Origin of the sequence: Pedobacter sp. BMA (assembly GCF_001027745.1) — a bacterium.
GTDB lineage: Bacteria > Bacteroidota > Bacteroidia > Sphingobacteriales > Sphingobacteriaceae > Pedobacter.
This window is the reverse complement of record NZ_LECU01000001.1, coordinates 456,072-478,214: the sequence shown is the minus strand read 5'-3', so window position 1 is coordinate 478,214 and position 22,143 is coordinate 456,072. Positions and strand designations below refer to the sequence as shown.

Below are 22,143 nucleotides of genomic sequence, written 5' to 3'. Positions count from 1 at the left end.
GTGTTGATGATGAAACTTGTTGTTATGAATTGATGAATCTACCAGAAAACCGTATAAAGTGCGGCAAGTATGCCACAGATCATTACTGAAGCCACCGCAAATGCCGGGGTAACCTTAAACATGCTTTTATCGATTTCGAGTCCCTGTTTATTGTCTTTGCTTTTCGGATCTGCGAGTGTGATTAACACCATCAGTACAATGATAATCACAAAAACCCACGACATTCGGTTCAGAAAGGGGATGGGTTCAATCCAGCCATTGGTTAATACAGGTAAAAATTTAAGGAGTATAGAGAGTGGGATGGTGAGCAAAGCTGCGGAAAGGGCTGCTTTCGAAGTGGTTCTTTTCCAAAAGAAACCGAGCAGGAAAATCGCAAATACACCCGGTGAAATAAAGCCAACATATTCCTAAATAAACTGATATACCTGATCAAAACTCCTTAAGGCCGGAGCAACTACTATAGCAATGAGTGAGGCCACAACTACGGCCCATCTGCCTACATTCACCAGCTTCCGTTCTGATGCAGCAGGGTTGAGGTATTTTTTGTAGATATCCAGTGTGAAAATAGTGGCAATGCTATTTGATTTCCCGGCAAGCGATGCAACAATAGCAGCGGTAAGCGCTGCAAAGGCCATCCCTTTAATGCCCGTGGGAAGCAGATTCATCAGCACAGGATAGGCATGATCCGGCTTAAGAACCCCGGCTGCGTCCAGCATTTCAGCCTGGAAATACCCCCTTTGATAAAGTACAAATGCTGCAATACCCGGAATCACTACCATCACCGGGATGAGCAATTTTAAGAATGCTGCAAATATCAATCCGTTCCGGCCGGTTTTCAAATCTGCCCCAAGGGCACGCTGAACAATGTATTGGTTACATCCCCAATAATTCAGGTTATTGATCCAAAGTCCCCCAACCAATACCGCAATACCCGGTAACTCATGGTAAAACTTGTCGCCTTTATTAAAAATCATATGAAAATGATCAGAAGCTTCAGTCCGGAGCAGGGGGAGAGCATCCAGTACCGTTTGGGTGTGTAGTTTCTCCGACACCAGTTTAAGCGCCATGTAGCAGGTAATTAATCCGCCAATAACCAGTACAACCACCTGTATCACATCCGTATAGCCAATCACCTTCATTCCTCCAAGGGTTATGATTGCAGAAAATATAGCGAGAAAAATGATGCAGGTACTAAAAGGGATTCCGGTAATGGTTTCTATGGCCACTGCACCTAAAAAGAATATGGAGGTGAGGTTTACAAAAACATATACCAATAACCAGAATACAGCCATTAAAGTACTTACCGTATTATTATACCGCCTTGATAAAAACTGCGGCATGGTGTATATGTGATTCTTGATGTAGATGGGGAGGAAGTAAACCGCAACAATAATCAGCGTTGCGGCAGCCATCCATTCATAACTGGCAATTGCAAGTCCCATAGCAAAACCAGATCCCGACATGCCGATAAAATGTTCTGCAGAGATATTGGAAGCAATAATAGATGCACCGATAGCCCACCAGGTTAAAGAACCTTCTGCCAGAAAATAGTCTTTAGTATCGGTTTTCTGTTGTTTTTTGCTGCGGTAAACCCAATAACCGTAAGCTGAAACGATAATAAAATAAATAAAGAATACAGTACAGTCAAGCCCTGATAAATGGTTCATAGAAAGGAATTATATTTGGTTCTTTTAAAAGTCCGAAAAAATCCCATAGTTAAAAGAATTAGCAGCTTATTTAATTACGTAAACGTTTTCGGGTAGCGGCTAAATGCCTGGATGTTTAACAGCCTGTAGAAGCCCGTTTAATGAGCACTGATTTTAGCACTACATCCCGCTCATCATCAATACCTTTTTTATTTAAAATTTTAAACAAACATTTGGCAGCTTCATTCCCGATTTCAAATGCGGGTTGCGTGATGGTGGTAAGCGAAGGATGGAGTAACCGGGCCGAGCTCATATTGGAGAAGCTTAAAATTTTTACATCTTCAGGGATATTTAGTTTCAGATCAATGCAAGCCGAGTACGCAGGAATGATAAATTCTTCAATTGAAGAAAAGAGTGCATCAGGTTGCTGATCTTGAAAAAGCTGTTTGATCTGCTTTAGGTTTACTTCCTCTTCGGGTTGGTATTTTACAATAAGTTCTTCTCTCGGTTCAAGTCCGTTCGCATGCAGTGCGTCAGTATATCCCATAAACCTTGCCCTTCCGGCAGGCAATTGATCCAGCCCATACAGGTAAGCAATTTTCTTACAACCACATTGAATCAAGTGCGTTGTTGCTTCAAACGATATTTGATAGTCATCGGTAGTCACCTTGAAGGTATCCAGGCTTTCATATACACGGTCGAAGAGCACCACAGGTATTTTCTTTACCAGCTCCCGGTAATACTCATCATTGTATTCATTGCTCGAAACGGAGGTCAGTATGCCATCTACTCTTCCATTCAGCAAGCTGTTGGTAAATGATTTTTCCATTTCCGTATCTTCATGCGTTTGATAGATGAGTACATGGTAGCCATATTGCCGGGCTATTTCTTCAATACCTTTAATGGCGAGCGAAAAAAAGTTATTGGCCACACATGGAATAATTACAGCGATGGTTTTGGTTTTATTGCTCCTTAAATTGCTGGCTGCAGGATTTGGGGTATAGTTAAGTGCTTTCGCCAGTGTCCATACACGGGTTTTGGTTTTTAAACTGATTTCGTAACTATCATTTAGCGCCTTAGAAACCGTTGCAATAGAGATGTTCAGCTCCTGCGCAAGTCTTTTAATATTAACTTCCCCCGACATTTTATAATTCTTAGTTTGTTAGTCTTTAATTCTGCTTCAATATCCCGAAAACACCAGACATTGGCTTATTCATGATAGACTCTGCTATTACGAAAATATAAAATAATTGTTACAATAGCATCTTTTTAACATGTGATTGAGCAGGATGTTTACAACCTTGAATCATTCTAAACAAATATATAATTTATTGATTTTCAGTAATTAGTAATCTATTTTTTAAAATTTACGTAATCGTTTAAGTAAATATAGTTGCCAAAATATAATGCTTTACGTTTTCAAACTCTCAATTTTAGCTAACCAAAGAAATATTTTTTAACCAAATCATTTCTAGTATTATGAGAAACGAAAACCTGATTTCAAAGGAAAATGAAAACCCTATGAAAAATCTCGATCAGTGGGAGGAGGATTTATTAGTCCGTTATCCCGATCCAACAACCATCAATACCGATAAAAAAGAGGAACAGTTCCGGAATTACGAGGAAACCGAAAAAGATGGGGTAAAGGAGTTTTACAGACTCAATCATACCTATCAGACCTACGACTTCGTTCAGCAGAAAAAAGCAGATTACCTGAAGTTCGATAAAGAGGAGATGCCGATATGGAGTGCTTTCGATTTTCTCAATCAGCTGGTAGATGATTCAGATCCCGACACCGACCTCGACCAGATGCAACATTTACTTCAAACATCCGAAGCCATCCGCAATGACGGTCACCCGGATTGGATGGTATTGGTGGGGCTGATCCATGATATGGGTAAAGTGCTTTGCCTGTATGGTGAACCACAGTGGGCTGTAGTTGGTGATACTTTCCCGGTTGGATGTGCCTATTCAGATAAAATTGTTTACTCAGAGTTTTTTGCCAATAATCCTGATTATCATAAACCAGAATACCAGACTAAGCTGGGGGTATATACGCAAAACTGCGGATTGGATCATGTGCATATGTCGTGGGGCCACGATGAATATGTGTATCACATGATGAAACCCTATATACCGGAAGGGGGGCTTTACATGTTGCGTTACCATTCCTTTTATGCCCAACACAGAGAGAATGCTTACGATCATTTGATGAGTGAGAAGGACCACGAAATGTTTAAATGGGTAAGGTTGTTTAACCCTTACGATCTTTACTCGAAAAACCCAAATCAGAAAAGCTGGGAAGAATTAAAACCCTATTATCAGGCGCTGGTAGCCAAATACCTGCCGGTAAACATAAAGTTCTAATCAATAACAAATATCCTTATAACCAAATTAAACTAACCAATTATGAACCAAATGCTACACGAATCATGAAATCAAAATTAAAAAGCTTAAATACTGGCTGCATTATTTTGCTCTTTCTATTGATCAGCCAATCGTTCAATATCGCCTTTGCGCAAACTGAACGGAAAATCACCGGAAACTTAGTTGAGGCTTCCGGGGCCCCCATTATCGGTGCCTCTGTATCGGTAAAAGGAACCAGCAAAGCAACAATTACGGGTGATAAAGGTGCTTTTAGCATCGCGGCAAAAACAGGTGATAAACTTGTTTTCACTTTCATGGGCTTTGAAACAAAAGAAATCAGCGTAGGCGCCTCTTCTAACTATAAGGTAACCATTGCTGAAGCTACTGCTTCGCTTACCGATGTAGTGGTTGTAGGTTATGGAAAAAGCTCCCGTAAAACGTTGTCGAGTGCCATTACCACTATAAAACCCGAAGAACTGAATAAAGGTGCCATTTCTGATGTGGGTCAGTTATTGCAGGGAAAAGTTGCCGGTGTAAATATCAGTGCCAGCGGCGATCCGAATAAGCCTGCAGCAGTTATTTTGCGTGGAGCATCCACTGTAAACAGTCCTGGAGCGCCCTTCTATGTGATTGATGGAATTCCAGGAGCCGATATTGCTGCAATCGCACCAGCCGATATCGCCTCAATCGATGTGTTGAAAGATGCTGCTGCAACGGCAATTTATGGTAACCGCGCAGCTAGTGGGGTAATCATGGTGACTACTAAAAGAGGTAAATCCGGTAAACCACAACTCAGCTACAGCGGTTATGCCGCTGCGGAAAAAGTGAGCAGCCAGCTTGATTTAATGGATGCCGATCAACTCAGAAGTTATCTTACCGCCAATAAAGTTTCCTTTTCTCCAAACGATGACAAAGGCCAGAATACAAACTGGATGAAAGCCATCGAGCGTTCTACCGCATATTCACAAAACCATAACCTTTCCTTTAGCGGCGGGGCAGAGCACAGTAACTACAGTGCCAGCTTAAATTATTTCGATAAAGAAGGGATCCTGTCAAAAAGTTCACTCGAAAGGATCATCGGCCGTTTGAATATCGATCAATATGCTTTTAACGATAAGGTGAAATTTAGCTTAAACCTATCCAATTCAAGTAGCAAATCAATAAATGAGCCATTGCAAAACATAGTTTTGCTGCAGGCGGCTAAACGTTTACCCGTTTCACCGATATACAATGCCGATGGAAGTTATTTTGAAAACCTGAATAACACAGGGTATTTCAATCCCATCGCCATTTCAGATAATGCACAGGATGAAACCAAATACAATGTGCTGCTCGGTGGATTTAATACAGAAGTAAAGTTGCCATTTGGTTTTACGTATAACGTAAACTTATCTTACCAGAAAACCACTGCCGCACACGGAGAATTTTACAGCAGCTATTTTGGTAAATACCCAACGTCAAACTTTTATAATAATCCTGATCCTGGTATAGGCATAGCGCACACCCTCATCGGAAGCTTGTTCGGAACAAACGGATCTGCATTGAGAAGCAATTATGAGAACTCTACAAAAACACTGGAAACCTTTTTAACCTGGGATAAGAAGATTGGTGACCACAGCATCAACGCAGTATTGGGCTATACTTACCAGGATAACGTGGTGGGTGACGGGTTTCAGACTTCAAGTACCAATTTCCCGACAGATTACATTGGCTTTGCCAACCTGGCACTTGGAAATCCTTATGCCATTTCCTCTTACCGTATTAATCTAGGTAACGACCTTACCTATGGAAGAATCAAGATGATTTCCGACTTCTTCAGGGTGAACTATAATTATAAAAGCAAATATTTATTACAAGGATCGATCAGACGCGACGGGAGTTCAGTATTTGGTAAAAACAACCAGTGGGGTTATTTTCCTTCAGTGGGTTTAGCATGGAGAGTGAGTGAAGAAGATTTTATGAAAGGGCAAACCGTGGTAAGCGATTTAAAAATCCGTGCCAGTTATGGTATTACGGGTAACTCTTCGGGCATCGGAGCATACACCGGTCAGTTAATTTATGGTATAAGCGGTACTTACTATAACAATGGGGTACAGGCTGCTGCTTACGCCCCGATTCAGGGTTCAAATCCTGATTTGAAATGGGAGCGTACAGCAACCAAAAATTTAGGTGTCGACTTCGGTCTTTTCAACAATAAGGTTTCTGGTAGTGTTGATGTTTATGATAAAAATACCACAGATATGTTATTCAAATATAGTGTATCGGCTTCTCTGGTACCTGGAGGCGCAATCTGGGCAAATGGTGGAAGTATCAACAACAAAGGTATCGAGGTAAGCTTAAGCAGCTCGCCGGTAGCTACAAAAAACTTTAGCTGGTCTACCACCATTAATATGGCTTACAACAAAAACAAAATTACCAGCTTAAAAGGACCATATTCAAACGGAGATTCTGTACGCTACTCAGATCCTGAGGGGCCGGGACAAACCAATGCCACTTTGCAGATTCTTAAAGTAGGCTACCCGCTAGGTCAGTTTTTCTCCCTTAAATATGCAGGAAAAGACGCCGCCGGCAATTCACTTTTCTATAAAAGAGACGGATCCACAACTACCACACCCGCCATCGGAACTGACTACTTTTACCTTGGCAGCGCACAGCCAAAAGTGCTGATGGGCTGGAGCAATACATTCAAATATAAAGAGCTGGAGTTAAACATCTTTTTAAGGGGGACCTTTGGCAATAAAATCTTTAACGCCACACGAGCCGATTTATCTTACACCGCTGGTGCAGCAGTAAATAACATCCTCAACAGCGCCGCTGATGATAAAGTAAGCGATACCCGGAATTCATTCTACTCTGACCGGTATATTGAAAGCGGTTCATACGTCAGGCTGGATAATGCCACACTGGGTTATAACTTCAAAAACCTGATTAAGAATGTAAGCAATGTAAGGCTGTATGTTTCCACCAACAACCTGTTTACCATCACCGGATATAAGGGAATTGATCCGGAAATTAACCAGGGAGGAGTTGCGCCAGGTATTGATTATAACAATTTTTACCCTAAAACCCGCACTTTCTTATTAGGCCTTAACGCATCATTTTAACAAAATAATTTTAAGAACATGAAAAAGATATTATTTGGAATATTATGCGCACTAAGCGGGGCATTGATATTCTCTTCATGCCAAAAGCTTGAGGTACCCATTTCTTCAGAACTTACCCCCGAAACTTACCCCCAAACCGCTGCCCAGTTAACCTCTGCATCAGGTGCGGTATACATTAATTTACGGAGCGATTACGCCACAACCTATTTCTTTTTGCAAAGTTCATCTACAGATGAATCGGTATTGCCTATTTTTGCTTCCGACTGGATTGATGGGAATAAGTATCTCGAACTGCACCGCCATACCTGGACTAAAGACAATGCATGGGTGGCAGCAGGCTGGTCGTACCTCACCAATATCATCGGTACCGCTAATCAAACCATTTCAATCATCAGGCAATCCGCTCCGGCTGGCGAGGCGAAAAACACCAACCTTGCCGAACTGAAAACCATGCGTTCGCTGGCATATTTCATGATGATGGATTTATATGGAAATGTACCTCTGGATACACTTTACGGCTCAACAGCATTAAAAACCAATTCACCACGCGCTACCGTTTTCAATTTTGTAGAAAGCGAACTTAAAGCGGCTATTCTATATTTGAAAGGCACTTCCGGTATCGCAACTTATGGCTTGCCGACAAAATATCTGGCTTATTCCATTCTGGCTAAGATGTACCTGAATGCTGCGGTATATACCGGTACTCCACGTTACGATGATTGTATCGCCGCTTGTGATCAGGTCATCAGTTCAGGCTTATACAGCGTTGAACCTTTGTCAACTTATCTGCAAATGTTTTACCCTACCAATGGACCGTCACAAAAGGAATTCATTTTTGCCATACCCTTCGATGCATCTACCTCCATCGGAAATATGTTTATGGCCCGTTACGATTTAAACCGGAACCTTGGTATCCGTTACCTCTATTCAGGATCAACACCGGGCTCATTCACCAATCCCGTAATGAACCAGAGCAGTGGTGGCGGCCTGGTTAATAACAAGCCCAGCGGACCAAGAATGACAACAACTGAATTTTATGCCAACTTTAACGATGCAAACGATATCAGGAATAAACAATGGCTTACCGGATTGCAATACTGGCAGGATGGAAATCCGATTATGGTGAATACCACAAACTTAGGCTATGATCAGTTTTACACAGGCGGTACACCGGCAGGAAGTTATACTTACCAGTTAAATCTTACTCCATTATCAAGTTCGCGCTTAGGCGCATCTTCCTATGATTTAGGTAAGGATGAAATTGCCTGGAACACTGGCTATCGTAACATTAAATTCATAGCTGATTATACCAATACCACTAACCGTAATCAGAATAATGATATGCCTTTGTTCAGGTATTCAGATATTGTATTGATGAAAGCTGAAGCCATTTTCAGGGGAGGTACACCAACCCTGGGCGCTACTGCTTTAGGTCTGGTAAATAGCGTTCGAAGCAACAGAACAACATCTGCTGTGTTAGGCGCACTAACCCTCGATGTATTATACAACGAACGCTCAAAAGAATTTGCATGGGAATGCTGGCACCGTAATGACATGATCCGGTTTGGTAAATTTGAAAATACTTACGGTTTGTCTAAAACCAATGCCGACACTTACCGACGCATTTTTCCTATACCGAGTACAGCCATCGCCACCAACAATACCCTGGTTCAAAATCCAGGCTACTAATTTATTGCATTCTTTTTACCAATTAACATTCCCCTTCATTTCATGGGGAATGTTAATTTTAACCATCAATTAAGCGATTTTTAATTTGCTGATCGCACAATAATACCCTGCCAAAGGATAAAAACAATATGAATTTCAAACAACCCGCAAAAGCCGGATCGGATGAAAAGCCAAAAAGACTAGTTTCTTTGGATGCCCTGCGCGGTTTCGATATGTTCTGGATCGTTAGTGGTGAAGGGATTTTTCATGGCATAGCAAATGGAATAAAAGAACAGCATAGGCTGGTGAGAAATCCCTTAGACTGGACCATTGCCACCAACGAGAATCTTTCTTTTTTCGAGCGACTGTTTATCGGACTAAGTAATCAATTACACCATTCCCCCTGGAATGGTTTTACCTTTTACGACCTGATCTTTCCGCTTTTTATATTTATTTCAGGAGTATCAATGCCTTTTTCCTATCATAAACACCTCAGTAGCGGTGTAAAAAATAAAAAGTCAGTTTACCTTCCATTAATCAAAAGAACCCTGGTACTGATTGTGCTGGGAATGATTGTTAATGGATTATTGCAATGGAATGGTTACGAAAACATTCGCTTCGCCAGTGTGCTTGGGCGCATTGGTCTGGCAACTTTCTTCGCGGCAGTTATTTATTTAAACTGTAAGCTCCCGAAGCAGGTTTTGTGTTTTGTTTTAATATTGGCAGGCTACTACTTACTGATGGCCTTCGTTTCGGTTCCTGGTTTTGGAAAGGGTGTGTTTACAGCGGAAGGCAATTTATCTGCTTATGTAGACCGGTTGTTTCTACCAGGTAAGCTCCATCGCCTGGTGTACGATCCCGAAGGTTTATTAAGTACCGTTCCGGCGATATGTTCGGCAATGATAGGTGTTTTTACAGGAACATTCATTAAAACAGAAATGCAACGGATTAGTTCCCTTAAAAAAACCGGAATCATGTTGCTCGCTGGCCTGCTGTTTATTCTCGCAGGCTGGGTTCTGAATCCTGTTTTTCCAATCAATAAAACGATGTGGAGCAGCACCTTTGTGTTATATGCAGGGGGCTGGAGTATCGTTCTTTTTGCTGTCTTCTACTTTATTATTGATGTTCAGTTCTGGCAGAAATGGAGTATACCCTTTATCTGGATGGGAACAAATTCAATACTCATTTATGTTTGTGCCCACGGTTTTTTTAATTTCGAATCTTCATCAGCATTTCTTTTCGGCGGACTGGTCAAAATGATCCCGTCAATATGGCAATCAGCGGCCTTGTGGACAGGTGTTCTGGTCATACAGCTCTTACTCTTAAAATTTTTATACGATAAAAAGTGGTTCTTAAAAATATGAAATACAAACTATTACTATCACTTACCTTACTCACGCTGCTGGCAACAAAAACATGGTCACAGCCATTTCTGAAGGCCTCAAATGCATTGATCAGCCGCGTTGTTCCCAAGCACCACCAGTTTTTTGTTACGCAAAGCATTGGTTTGGAAAGCGGAAAAGACGTCTTTGAAATTGAAAGTAAGAACGGAAAAATTATATTAAGGGGCAGCAGCGGTGTAGCAGTGGCTTCCGCATTCTATCATTACCTAACTAACTATACCCATAGCCAGGTTACGTGGAATGGGACAAATTTGAACCTGCCTCCAAAATTACCTGTGGTTGCCAAGAAAATCAGAAAGCAAACCCCTTACGATTATCGCTATTACCTGAATTATTGTACCTTCAACTATAGCATGAGCTGGTGGGACTGGGCACGATGGGAAAAGGAAATCGACTGGATGGCATTACACGGCATTAATATGCCCCTGGCCATTACTGGTGAGGAATATACCTGGTACCTGCTTTATAAAGAAATGGGTTTTTCTGACGATGAATTAAAGGGTTTCTTTACCGGGCCGGCTTATTTTTCCTGGTTCTGGATGGGTAATATCGATGGCTGGGGTGGCCCGCTTCCCCTAAGCTGGATGAAAAGTCATTTCGAACTACAAAAGAAAATATTGGCCCGGGCACGGTCATTGGGGATGAAACCCGTTCTGCCCGCATTTACCGGTCACGTTCCGGCTGCTTTTAAACAAAAATTCCCAAATGCAAAGTTGAAATCCACAAACTGGACCAACGGCTTTGCCGATACCTATATCCTGGATGCCGGAGACCCAATGTTTGCAACAATCGGAAAGAAATTCCTGCAGAAACAAACAGCACTTCTGGGAACCGACCACCTGTATTCTGCAGATACTTTTAATGAAAATGAGCCCCCATCATCCGACCCTGGATTTTTAAGTGAACTGTCTGCAAAAGTATATGGTGGTATGTCGGCTGCAGATCCCAAGGCCATTTGGGTAATGCAGGGCTGGCTGTTTTATAGCGATAGAAAGTTCTGGAAAGAAGCGCAGACAGAAGCCCTTCTACGTGCTGTGCCCGATGATAAAATGATTCTGCTGGATCTGGCTACCGAAATTGAACCCGTTTGGAAACGAACTAATGGCTTTTATGGTAAGCCCTGGATCTGGAATATGCTCCATAATTTCGGTGGAAATACCAATTTGTTCGGCCGCATGGATGTGGTAGCAACGCAGCCGGCTGCAGCACTTCAAAATCCGCAAAGCGGAAAAATGACAGGCATCGGACTTAGCATGGAAGGGATTGAGCAAAATCCGGTACTTTATGAGCTTATGATGGAAAATGTATGGACCTCTAAACCAATTAACCTGGATAACTGGCTGCCTGAATTCGTCCGCAACCGCTATGGAACCCCTGATGTGCATGCAATAAAAGCCTGGCAGATTTTGAGGCAAACGGTATATAAAGTGCCCGAAGACCGATACATCAGAGATGGGGCCGAATCCATTATCCAGGCAAGGCCAACTTTAGATTCACTTTCACGATGGGCAAAAACAACACTTAATTATAACGAAAAGGATTTACTACCCGCATGGGACGAACTCATCAAAGCAAGTGCGGCATGCAAAACGAATGATGGTTTTCAATACGACCTGGTTGATGTAACCCGGCAGGTTCTGGCCAATTATGCGCTACCGGTTCAGCGTAAATTTGTTGAAGCATACCGGAAGAAAGACTTTCAAACCTTCAAAGCGGAAAGTCGCAAATTTTTGCAGCTTATCGATGACCTCGACAGATTATTGGCTACCAGAAAAGATTTTATGCTTGGCCCCTGGGTAAGTCAGGCACGGGCCTGGGGAACTACTGCCAAAGAAAAATCTTTATATGAAATGAATGCCAAAGATTTGATTACTTTGTGGGGCGATGCTAAAAGTCCGTTGAATGAATACGCCTGCAGACAATGGAGTGGTTTACTGGCTGATTTTTATAAGCCGCGATGGGAGCAATTTCTTGGTAAACTGGAACAATCTATGGCAGCAGGGAAGGAAGCTGATCTGGATCAGTTCAAAGATGAAATAAGCGTCTGGGAATGGAAGTGGGTAAATACACGAAAAGATTATCCTTTAAATCCCAAAGGTGATGCAGTAAATACCGCCATCGAGTTACACACAAAATACAGAGAAATAGCAGGAACCAGCCATGCAAAATAAAGGATAAATGATATTTAAGATGCTTACGTTACCAAATAAGAATAATTTTTTTAAGTGCAGTAACCGGTTTTTACTGATAGTTTTAATAGCGCTTGCGGGGAATGAAAGTTTCGCGCAAAAACAATTCATTAAATACGTGCAGCCATTCTCCGGTACTTCAGCCAGTACCACACCGGCAAGTCAGCACGTAGAAGATAAAACCGAACGGCTTGCCAATACCATCCCTGCGGTTGCACCGCCATTCAGCATGACGCAATGGACGCCACAGACGCAGCTTTCTGAAACAAAATGCCTGGCACCCTATTACTATAACAATAAAAAAATCTATGGCTTCAGGGCCAGTCACTGGATTAGTGGTTCCTGTACCCAGGATTATGGCAGCTTCACCATTATGGCCATTTCTGGGAAACTTAAAACCCAGTCTTCCGCATATGCCGATGATTACAGCCATAGCGGAGAGGTTTCTACACCCGCCTATTATAAGGTGAATTTGCCTAATTACAATCTTCAGGTCGAACTTACCGCTACCTTACGCAGCAGTGTAATGAAAATTACTGCATTAAAAGCCGATAGTGTGTACCTGCTGATTACCCCAAACAGCGATCAGAAGAAGGGATCTGTCCATGTTGATGCAAGCAAAGGTGAGGTTTCGGGCTTCAATCCTGCACACCGCATTTATCAGGGATGGGGGCAGCCTGCAGGATTCAGCGGATACTTCTTTACGCAGATTAAGCGCAGCTTCAGCAACAGTGGGGTATTTTCGGAAGAAAAAATCATTCATCAGCAATCCCTCAGCAATCAGAAAGATATCGGCGCGTATGTAGGCTTCAAACTTCAAAAAGGCGAGTCTGTTCTGGTGTACTCGGGCACGTCGTTCACGAGCATCGAAGCCGCAAAGCATAACCTGAAAACGGAGATCGGTAACGATGGCTTTGAACAGGTAGTAAGCAAAACCACTGCAGTATGGGAAAAGTCACTCTCCCAGATCAGTATCACTGATCAGGATGAAAAGAAAAAAAGAATTTTCTATACCGCATTGTATCATGCCCAACAACATCCCCGCTTATTTAATGATGTAGATGGGGGCTATCCTGCTTTTTCGGGCAACTACCAGCGCAAAGTGATCGATAAGGGTAATTACTATGATGACTTTTCCATGTGGGATATTTACCGTGCACAACTGCCTTTGGTCGAATTGCTGAATCCATCATTTGCAAATGCTTTTGCCAAGTCGCTGGTGTTGAAAGGCCAGCAAGGTGGTTGGCTGCCTATATTTCCATGCTGGAACAGTTACACCGCTGCAATGATTGGCGACCACAGTACGGCCTTCCTGGCTTCAGCCTACAATAAGGGTATACGGGATTATGATGTTAACGAAGCCTACCGTTTGATGAGGCAAAATGCTTTCGAAATGCCCGATTCTGTCAGTTATCTGGATGGAAAAGGCAGGAGAGGGATTACCAGTTATATGAAATATGGTTATATCCCGATGGAAGACAGCATTCCGAATGCCTTTCATAAAAAAGAGCAGGTAAGCAGAACGCTTGAATATGCATACGATGATTACGCACTGGCAACTGTGGCTAAAAGCTTAGGTAAAACCGACGACTACAATGCGCTGATGAAGAGATCCGGTAATTATCAGCATGTTTTTAATAAAGAAGTGGGGATGGTGAGCGGCAGATATGCCAGTGGAAAATGGTATCAGCCATTTTATGCTGATCACCGTGAACCCTATATCACCGAGGGAACCCCAAGGCAGTATACCTTTTATGTGCCGCAGGATATGCCTGGTTTGATCAGATTAATGGGTGGACAAAAGCAGCTGGAAAATGAGCTCGATTCAATTTTTAAGAAAAAAGAATACTGGCACGGAAACGAACCCGGACATCAGATCCCGTTCCTGTACAACTTTACCAACGCGCCCTGGAAAACACAGCAGGCGGTTACCCGGATTTTAAATGAAGAGTATAGTGATGGCCCGGGCGGCCTGAGCGGAAATGATGATGCCGGGCAAATGTCGGCATGGTATGTATTCGCTGCTTTGGGTTTCTACCCTGTGGATCCGGTTTCCGGTATCTACCAGATGACATCACCCGCATTTACACAGGCCAGCCTGAGCTTTGCAAACGGAAAAGTACTCAGAATTAACCGCGTCAAAAGCAGCTCAAATGCGATGTATATCGCTAAGATAACCTTGAACGGGATAACCCTCACAGGTAATCAGATTTCGCACAAAGAACTTACTGCGGGAGGGGTGCTCACGTTCTATCTGAAAGAAATGAAGTAACCCCGTTACTGATGATTTTGTTATGATGACCATAAGGAAAAAAGTCCTGCTCGTATTTGAGCGGGACTTCCTTTTTTATTTCGAAATGAGTATAGCGAATGCCTGTTATCCGATAAACTTCAAATTGCTGTTGTTCTTTTCTGCGGCCTCAATAGGAGCATAGTCTGACAGGATCAATGCCTTACCTTTTTTAACGCATACATCATGCTCAAAATGAACAGAAGGCTTTCCGTCTTTCGTTCTCACCGTCCATCCGTCTTTCTCAATGTATACCTCTTTCTTGCCGAGGTTAATCATGGGCTCGATGGCTAGCACAAGGTTTTCCTTTAGCATTAAACCCGATCCGCGTTTTCCATAGTTAGGCACCTGAGGATCCTCGTGCATACTTTTTCCCAATCCGTGGCCAACAAAATCCCGCACCACACCATAACCCTTTTTCTCATTGTGATTCTGAATGGCGAAACCAATATCGCCTAGTCTTTTACCAACAACAGCTTCAGCTATTCCTACAAATAGCGACTCTTTAGTTGTTCTAACTAAATCCAGAATTTCCTCGCTTGCATCGCCAATTACAAAAGTATAGGCATGGTCACCATGGTATTCATTTTTAATTACACCAACGTCTACAGAAATGATATCTCCATCTTTTAAAATTTCTTTACCCGGAAAACCGTGAACCACTACGTCATTAACAGAAGTGATGATGTGGTGAGGAAATCCACTATAATTATAAAATGAAGGTACGGCACCATGATCCAAAATGAATTCATTCGCCAGCTTGTCTATTTCAATTGTGGCCAGGCCGGGACGTAATATCTTCGCGATTTCGGCCAGCGTTTCGCTCACCAAAAGTGCACTGATTCGCATCAGTTCTACTTGTTCGTCAGTTTTGTAAAAAATCATTGGCGCAAAATTACGAATAAAGTAGCAAGTATTGAGTATCAAGTTTACCTTCCTTTTTGTAGTTTTGAAAACAACAGGTCAATATTCCGTATCAAACATGAACCATCAGGAAAATCTTTCCCAGCTTAGAAAATTAATGCAGGAGCATCAGGTAGATGCCTATATTATCCCTTCAGCCGATCCACACCTCAGCGAATACGTGCCTGAGTTTTACAAACAACTCCGGTTTATCTGTGGTTTCAGCGGGTCTATGGGGACAGTGGTGGTAACGAAGGATTTTGCCGGCTTATGGACAGATTTCAGGTATTTCCAGCAGGCCGGAAAAGAACTGATCAACACGGGTTTTGAACTGGTTAAACTGAAGGTCCAGTATCAGCCTGAATACATCGAATGGTTACATGGCTGTCTTCCCGATGGCGCAACAGTAGGTTTTGATTTCCGTTTGCTTCCTGTTTCACTGGTTGGCCAGATCGAAGAAGGCCTGTCAGATAAACAGGTGGTGTTAAGAAATATCGATTTTATCGCTGGAATCTGGACTGAACGTCCGTTAATGCCTTCACAAGAAGCATTTTTGCTCGATGAATCTAACTGCGGAATGTCGTTTTCAGAGAAATTAAAGCAGGTGAGGAATAAAATGAAGCAGCAGAAAACAAATACCCTCATCCTTCCCGCCCTCGATGAAATCGCCTGGCTGTTTAACCTGCGTGGATCGGATGTTATTTTCAACCCGGTTGTACTTGGATTTGCGGTTGTTACAACTACTGAAGTGAAACTGTACCTTGCCGAAGGCAAATTAAATGAGCAGGATTTAACCTCACTTCATGCTCAGGGTATTCATGTTTATCCTTATGATGATTTTGAAGGCCATCTGGCATCACTTCCCATTACATCCGAAATTTTGATCGATCCAAAGAAAACCAGCCATCAGGTTCAACATATACTTCCCGGGCAGGTCAAACTCAAATTTGGCGATAGTTTAATTGCACCATTAAAATCAATAAAGAACAGTGTTGAAGTGGCAAACATTATCTCGTCAATGCTCAGAGACGGCGTAGCGATTACGCGCTTTTTCAAATGGCTGGAAGAAAATGCAGGTTCAGGTAAAGTGACGGAGTGGATGGCCGCTGAAAAAATTACGGCTTACCGCGCAGCACAGGAAGGATATGCAGGACCGAGTTTTGCGCCCATTTCTGCATATGGCCCTAACGCAGCGATGCCACATTATTCTCCAGATCAACGGGATGAAACAAAACTCAAATCTGAAGGTCTCTATCTGCTCGATTCAGGCGGTCATTACTTTCACGGTACAACAGACATTACGCGGACTGTACCCCTTGGCGCATTAACCGACGAAGAAATGATAGATTATACGCTGGTCCTTTCCGCGATGATCTCCGGTTCGATGGCTAAGTTTCCTAAAGGTACCCGCGGATACCAGATTGACGGCATTTGCCGGAAACAAATGTGGGAGCATGGCATCAACTACGGGCATGGTACAGGGCATGGGGTAGGTTACTTTCTCAACGTTCATGAAGGCCCACAGAATATCGGACCATCCAACGTACCTGTAGCCATTGAAGTCGGCATGTTAACCTCTATGGAACCCGGGATATATCGTGCGGGAAAACATGGGGTTAGAATTGAAAATCTGATCCTGACTGTTGAAGACCACACCACTGATTTTGGAGAATTCCTAAGCTTCGAAACCCTTACCCTTGCACATATTGATACCTCCTGTATTGTGAGAAGCCTGCTCGACAAAAAACAGATCAGTTGGCTCAATGAATATCATCAGGAAGTGTACCGCCAGTTAAGTCCGCTTTTAAATTCAGAAGAACAAAGCTGGCTTTCAGAGAAGTGTAAGGCAATTTAAGAAAATATCAGCATTCCGTAGCCGCTCCCGCTATCGGCAGTTCAAGTATCTGGTGGTCTGCCCATTGCCTCAACTGATCAATGATCGGAATAAGCGCTGTGCCGGCAGGTTGCAAAGAATACTCTACTTTCGGCGGTACTTCCAGATATACCTCTCTGAAAACCAATCCGTCCTGTTCCAGTTCCCTTAAGGTTTGGGTCAGCATTTTAGTGGTAATGCCTTTCAATAAACGTTTAAGCTCCCCATATCGTAAAACCTTGTGCTCATTCAGATACCATAATATCCTTCCACGGTATTTGCCACCAATGCGTTGAAAAGCAAAATCAACTGCACAGTAGGCTTTAACATCTTCATTTTTCATGACAGACAAAAATTAATTTGCTGATAATCAGCAATAGATTACAAAAGGTATGTAGGTTACAAAAAAGTACATACTTGATGCAAATATACCAATATGCTAGTTTTGAAAGAAAAAAAGATGGACAGAAGAACTGCAATAAAACAATCTGCGCTACTCGCTTTAGTGGCAATGGTTAATACCAAAGTAATTTATGCCATGTCTGAAACAAAGCAGGAGATCAGGGGTTACAGCCGATTTAAGCTTGGCAAGCTTGAAATTACACTAGTTACGGATGGTCACATTCCGATGACCCCGGTTCAACCCAACTTCGCTCCCGGAATTGACGCTAAAAAAGTTAATCAGGCGCTTGAAGCTCATTTTGCTTCGAAAAAAATGGTAGACCTCGGTATAAATATCATGCTCATCAAGTCAGGAAACCGGATGATCATGATCGACAGCGGCTGCGGAAGCAGTTTTGGTGCAAACTCAGGGTGGCTGGTCCCCAATCTTGAAAAGGCAGGCATCAAGGCTTCCGATATTACCGATGTAGTCATCAGCCATGCGCATCCCGATCATATAGGTGGATTGACTAATGAGGCTGGCAAACTGGTGTTTCCGAATGCTGAGATCTATTTATCACAAATCGAACACGACTTCTGGATGGCAGACCAACAGGATTTCTCAAAAAGTAAAATTAAAGATGAAGAATTGAAGCGTATGGTAGTTTCAGTAGCCAAAAAGAATATTACTGCGGCAAAATCCCGATTACATCTGGTCGGAGATGGTGATGAACTTTTCTGCTGCATAAGGGTTCATCTCGCCCCGGGTCATACGCCAGGGCACTGTATTTTGGAGGTGTATACTGGTGGCGACCGGCTTTTTCACCTGGCCGATCTGGTGCATTCCGCAGCTTTGGTTATCGAACATCCGGAATGGGGTTTTGAGGGGGATACTGATTTTGAACTGGCCATCACATCCCGAAAAAAGGTGCTGGGTCAGTTAGCTGCAGAGAAATCCCTGCTATTTTCCTACCATTTGCCGTGGCCGGGCTTAGGACATTTGAAACAGAAGGGCCAGGCCTACGAATGGTTGCCTCAGCAATCCGCGCTCCCAGACTTGCGATGATGGAAAAGGGAAGAGCGACCGTAAAAATCAAAAACGGGGGCAATGTTTAGTCGCAAATTATCCGTGTTTGGTTGCAGAATCTTTGCCCTTTGTCGCTTTTATAAAATAAATTTCCATCTGGTTGGTATTTTTCCGCGGCTTATCATCAGGCAAAGCCTGGGCATAACTTATCACCATGGAAAATATACTTTTTTTAGAACGGGAGGGGGTAGTGCGTGAAACCATCCTTAAAGGAATGCTTGACCGGCAACTTCCCGTTGTTGCTTTTCAAAGATCAGAAGATTTATTAAACAGCGGGGAAAACCTGAAAGCAAAATGGTGTATCCTCGATATGGATGTCCCTGACCACAATCCTTATTACATAGCTGGGAGAGTACGCAGGAAACATCCTGATGCAATTTTGCTTTTTTGGGGAACTATGCCACCAAGTAAAACCGTATTACTTGAACTGGGCATTCTCGGCACGGGTTACATTAAGAAGACGCTCGATCTCGATGAATTTATGCCAAAATTGCTTCACTACCTGAATGACGATCACAAGCGCCTGTGGCAGACCAGTGAGGCCGCATTCAATTTTGGAAACAGCAGGTTAAGCGTTGGCGATCAGCAACTATCAACTCCCGTAGATAATTATCACCTGACTTTAAAAGAAACAGCCTTGCTCGAAATGCTACTGCTACATAAAAATGATGTTCTGCCGAGGGAAAAATCACTCGGTTTGATTTGGGGAAGATTGGATTATTATACGGCCAGAAGCATGGATGTTTGCGTTTCTAAACTAAAACGCAAGCTCTCCGGCGACAGTGCCATTTCAATTGTTAACCTGAGGTCTATTGGGCATAAACTATTGATTTCGGGAAATTAGTATGATGGCCGGTGTCGACCACTAACATAGCGTCACAATAGTCTTCAAAGATCTGAATCAAAAATCGTCAGTTCAACCAATAATAATGGTACAAGTACGACTGCTTAAGCAGTCGTGCCTGTATCCTTTAGTTTTTGGAAACAACAATTGAAGATACATTGTCGTTGAAACCAATGTCTACCAGACATTTTTTGCTCGATGTAAGCACAGTTGATTCACCAGTTAAATCTTCGCTTTTGTAAAGCGTTACCTTAAGGCCATCAGGCACAGTTACAGACGATATCTGGTTTTTAGTTACACCTGCTTTAACCAGTTCAGCTAAAGTATACTTGCCTACGCCAAAGGATGCAGACCAGCCGCCGTTACTGCAGCCCTGGAATACCGTTACTTTGGGTTCCTCTGGTTTTGTAGCCTTCCCCGGGTTTGTTTCCTGGTATGGTTTTACATCTACTCCGGTAACGCTTGCCTTTGGCACTGCATTTTCCATAGTATTGATTACTTTGCCGGCCGCTTTCGCCGCATTCATTTGGGAGTATCCTGCCAAGCCTAGTGCCAGCGATACAATCATCATTTTAGTTTTCATTTTTTGTTTTTTGATTTATCGGTTATTCTCCACTTTTATCAGTGTTGAATAATCTAAATTTAGATACGGACCTTGAGCAAATAGGGCTAATATTCTAACTATTTAGGGGGAAAATTGCTGAAGATAGCTCTGTAAGATCACACATGTATTTCTGCCAGGCAAGGGTTTCCTCCTGTATTCCTTCGACCACAAAGGCACCACGACATATAACCAGTACGTTTCAAAGACATGCCTGAAGCTGAGGTGAAACGTGGCAGGAACATCAAAACACGTAGCAGACACGTTCGAGACACGTTCAAGACACGTACGAAACACGGACAAGTTATACTGTATTTAAGGTGAATTATGCCTTGAATATGCCTTCATACCTAGCCCAGGCCCACAGAATATATCCTGATGAAGTTTTATATCATTTAACCATTTATCACCCTAATTACTTAGGATTTTCTCCCATTGGATTGAAGCGCTCCAGATAAATTTGCTAGTGACAAATCAGCAACAATATGAGTAATCAGAAACCCCCGCGCAGAAGTTTCCTAAAAAAGTTATCCAACCTAGGCTTGGCAGGATTTCTAGGTACCACATTACCTGCATTTTCTCAGGTCAAATCCAGTCAATCCTTAACCAATCACACTGATGGGGATTACCACTTCCTTACGCAACCCTATTTACAATGCTTTTCCCCAAATGAAATCATTATTCGATGGATAACCAATAAACCCGGGAAGAGCTGGGTGGCTTTTGGGGAAGATAAAAATTTGAATAACATCGCTACTCCACAGACTAAACTCGGATTTGTAGAGGCCGATAATACCGTAAATTCAATCATACTGAAAAATCTTAAACCGGGTAAAACTTATTATTATAAGGTTTGCTCCAAAGAGATCAGCAGCTTTAGCTCTTATCCAAAATACGGCATTACAATTGAAAGCCAGGTGTTTTCTTTTACTGCGCCTGATGAGCATGCAAAGGAAGTTTCGATGCTGATCCTGAACGATACGCACGACCGGCCTGAATCTATCCCACATCTGATCACCCTCAATAAAAATAAACCATTCGATTTCACTTTTTTCAATGGTGATATTTTCACCTTTGTGCATAACGAACCGCAGATCATTGATCACTTCATCAACCCGGTTTTACAATCGCTGGGCTCCACAAAGCCTTTCATGTTCGTGCGTGGAAACCACGAAACCAGGGGGCGCTATGCCCGTCAGTTTGACCGGTACTTCCTAACCCAAAACAACAGGTTCTATTTTACGTTCAACTGGGGGCCAGTGCAGTTTATTGTGCTTGATACTGGAGAAGACAAGGCAGATACCCACAATGAATATGCTGGTGTGATAGATTTTGATGATTATAGAATAGAACAGGCCACATGGGCTGAATCGGTGATGAAGACCAAGGCATTCAAAAAAGCCAGATACCGTGTCGTACTGATGCACATTCCGCACTTCAATTCCGACGAAAAACACGGAACCACTCATGTGCGGAAACTGTTTCACCCGCTTTTCGAGAAATATAAAGTCGATATCGTACTCTCCGGGCATACCCATAAGTATGGCATTCACCCGCCCGATGAGCAGCACAGTTATCCGCTGATTATTGGTGGGGGACCTGAAGACGGTAAACGTACGCTGATTCAGCTCCACGCCGATGCCAATGAGTTAAAAGTCAATATGCTCAGGGATGATGGTGTGGAAGTTGGGAATTATATAGTAAAACCCTAAAACCGGATTTTTACCAGTTTTGTAGGATATCTCCCCCTTTTTAAACGGAATTTTCACCCCTTTATCATTTTAAAC

Annotated in this window: 17 protein-coding genes; 11 read left to right on the top strand and 6 right to left on the bottom strand. The window is 42.7% G+C overall.

The genetic code is table 11. The features are described from left to right. Positions 1-38: 38 nt before the first annotated feature. On the bottom strand, positions 39-191 hold the full coding sequence (locus tag AB669_RS22525; RefSeq protein ID WP_369799726.1) for a hypothetical protein: 153 nt from the start codon (positions 189-191) through the stop codon (positions 39-41). 7 nt (positions 192-198) lie between these two features. On the opposite strand from AB669_RS22525, the gene AB669_RS22520 reads away from it, so the two are divergent. Further along, positions 199-411, top strand: a complete 213-nt coding sequence (locus AB669_RS22520) for a hypothetical protein (protein ID WP_369799725.1) — start codon at positions 199-201, stop codon at positions 409-411. On the opposite strand, the gene AB669_RS01805 is transcribed toward AB669_RS22520, so the two are convergent. Together AB669_RS01805 and AB669_RS01800 are read right to left on the bottom strand one after the other, a co-directional pair. Further along, positions 408-1,667: a sodium/solute symporter gene (locus AB669_RS01805; protein WP_369799724.1), complete on the bottom strand. Its 1,260-nt coding sequence runs from the start codon at positions 1,665-1,667 to the stop codon at positions 408-410. The two genes, AB669_RS22520 and AB669_RS01805, sit on opposite strands and share 4 nt — an antisense overlap. 115 nt (positions 1,668-1,782) lie before the next feature. Beyond that, a complete protein-coding gene (locus AB669_RS01800) occupies positions 1,783-2,790 on the bottom strand; it encodes a LacI family DNA-binding transcriptional regulator (RefSeq protein ID WP_047797545.1) in 1,008 nt (335 codons plus the stop codon). 335 nt (positions 2,791-3,125) lie between these two features. On the opposite strand from AB669_RS01800, the gene AB669_RS01795 reads away from it, so the two are divergent. The 6 genes from AB669_RS01795 (at position 3,126) to AB669_RS01770 (ending at position 14,649) form a co-directional block, all read left to right on the top strand. Next, entirely contained in the window at positions 3,126-4,013 is an 888-nt protein-coding gene (locus tag AB669_RS01795) for an inositol oxygenase family protein (RefSeq protein WP_047797544.1), read from the top strand. A 65-nt stretch (positions 4,014-4,078) separates the two neighbouring features. Next, entirely contained in the window at positions 4,079-7,117 is a 3,039-nt protein-coding gene (locus AB669_RS01790; protein ID WP_047797543.1) for a SusC/RagA family TonB-linked outer membrane protein, read from the top strand. 18 nt (positions 7,118-7,135) lie between these two features. Then, positions 7,136-8,806, top strand: a complete 1,671-nt coding sequence (locus tag AB669_RS01785; RefSeq protein WP_047797542.1) for a RagB/SusD family nutrient uptake outer membrane protein — start codon at positions 7,136-7,138, stop codon at positions 8,804-8,806. Between the two features lie 128 nt (positions 8,807-8,934). Continuing rightward, entirely contained in the window at positions 8,935-10,149 is a 1,215-nt protein-coding gene (locus AB669_RS01780) for an acyltransferase family protein (protein ID WP_047797541.1), read from the top strand. Then, positions 10,146-12,359: an alpha-N-acetylglucosaminidase gene (locus AB669_RS01775; RefSeq protein WP_047797540.1), complete on the top strand. Its 2,214-nt coding sequence runs from the start codon at positions 10,146-10,148 to the stop codon at positions 12,357-12,359. The genes AB669_RS01780 and AB669_RS01775 overlap by 4 nt, the downstream gene beginning before the upstream one ends. A gap of 19 nt (positions 12,360-12,378) precedes the next feature. Then, positions 12,379-14,649, top strand: coding sequence for a GH92 family glycosyl hydrolase (locus AB669_RS01770; protein WP_047797539.1), 2,271 nt, complete (start codon positions 12,379-12,381; stop codon positions 14,647-14,649). Between the two features lie 105 nt (positions 14,650-14,754). On the opposite strand, the gene map is transcribed toward AB669_RS01770, so the two are convergent. Continuing rightward, positions 14,755-15,552, bottom strand: a complete 798-nt coding sequence (gene map, locus AB669_RS01765; RefSeq protein ID WP_047797538.1) for a type I methionyl aminopeptidase — start codon at positions 15,550-15,552, stop codon at positions 14,755-14,757. Positions 15,553-15,649: 97 nt separating this feature from the next. Here map and AB669_RS01760 point away from each other — a divergent pair, with 97 nt between their 5' ends. After that, positions 15,650-17,425, top strand: coding sequence for an aminopeptidase P family protein (locus AB669_RS01760; RefSeq protein ID WP_047797537.1), 1,776 nt, complete (start codon positions 15,650-15,652; stop codon positions 17,423-17,425). A gap of 7 nt (positions 17,426-17,432) precedes the next feature. Here the strand turns inward: AB669_RS01760 and AB669_RS01755 are convergent, their stop codons facing one another. Further along, on the bottom strand, positions 17,433-17,786 hold the full coding sequence (locus AB669_RS01755; RefSeq protein WP_047797536.1) for a helix-turn-helix domain-containing protein: 354 nt from the start codon (positions 17,784-17,786) through the stop codon (positions 17,433-17,435). Between the two features lie 117 nt (positions 17,787-17,903). Between AB669_RS01755 and AB669_RS01750 the strand changes: the two genes are divergently transcribed. Both AB669_RS01750 and AB669_RS01745 read left to right on the top strand, forming a co-directional pair. Then, a complete protein-coding gene (locus AB669_RS01750) occupies positions 17,904-18,890 on the top strand; it encodes an MBL fold metallo-hydrolase (protein ID WP_197082305.1) in 987 nt (328 codons plus the stop codon). A 175-nt stretch (positions 18,891-19,065) separates the two neighbouring features. Continuing rightward, positions 19,066-19,755, top strand: a complete 690-nt coding sequence (locus AB669_RS01745) for a winged helix-turn-helix domain-containing protein (protein ID WP_047797535.1) — start codon at positions 19,066-19,068, stop codon at positions 19,753-19,755. 127 nt (positions 19,756-19,882) lie between these two features. On the opposite strand, the gene AB669_RS01740 is transcribed toward AB669_RS01745, so the two are convergent. Next, the gene (locus tag AB669_RS01740) at positions 19,883-20,338 is read right to left on the bottom strand and encodes a hypothetical protein (protein WP_047797534.1); all 456 of its coding nucleotides are present in this window, start codon (positions 20,336-20,338) and stop codon (positions 19,883-19,885) included. Between the two features lie 503 nt (positions 20,339-20,841). Here AB669_RS01740 and AB669_RS01735 point away from each other — a divergent pair. Then, entirely contained in the window at positions 20,842-22,068 is a 1,227-nt protein-coding gene (locus AB669_RS01735) for a metallophosphoesterase family protein (RefSeq protein ID WP_047797533.1), read from the top strand. Positions 22,069-22,143 lie beyond the last annotated feature (75 nt).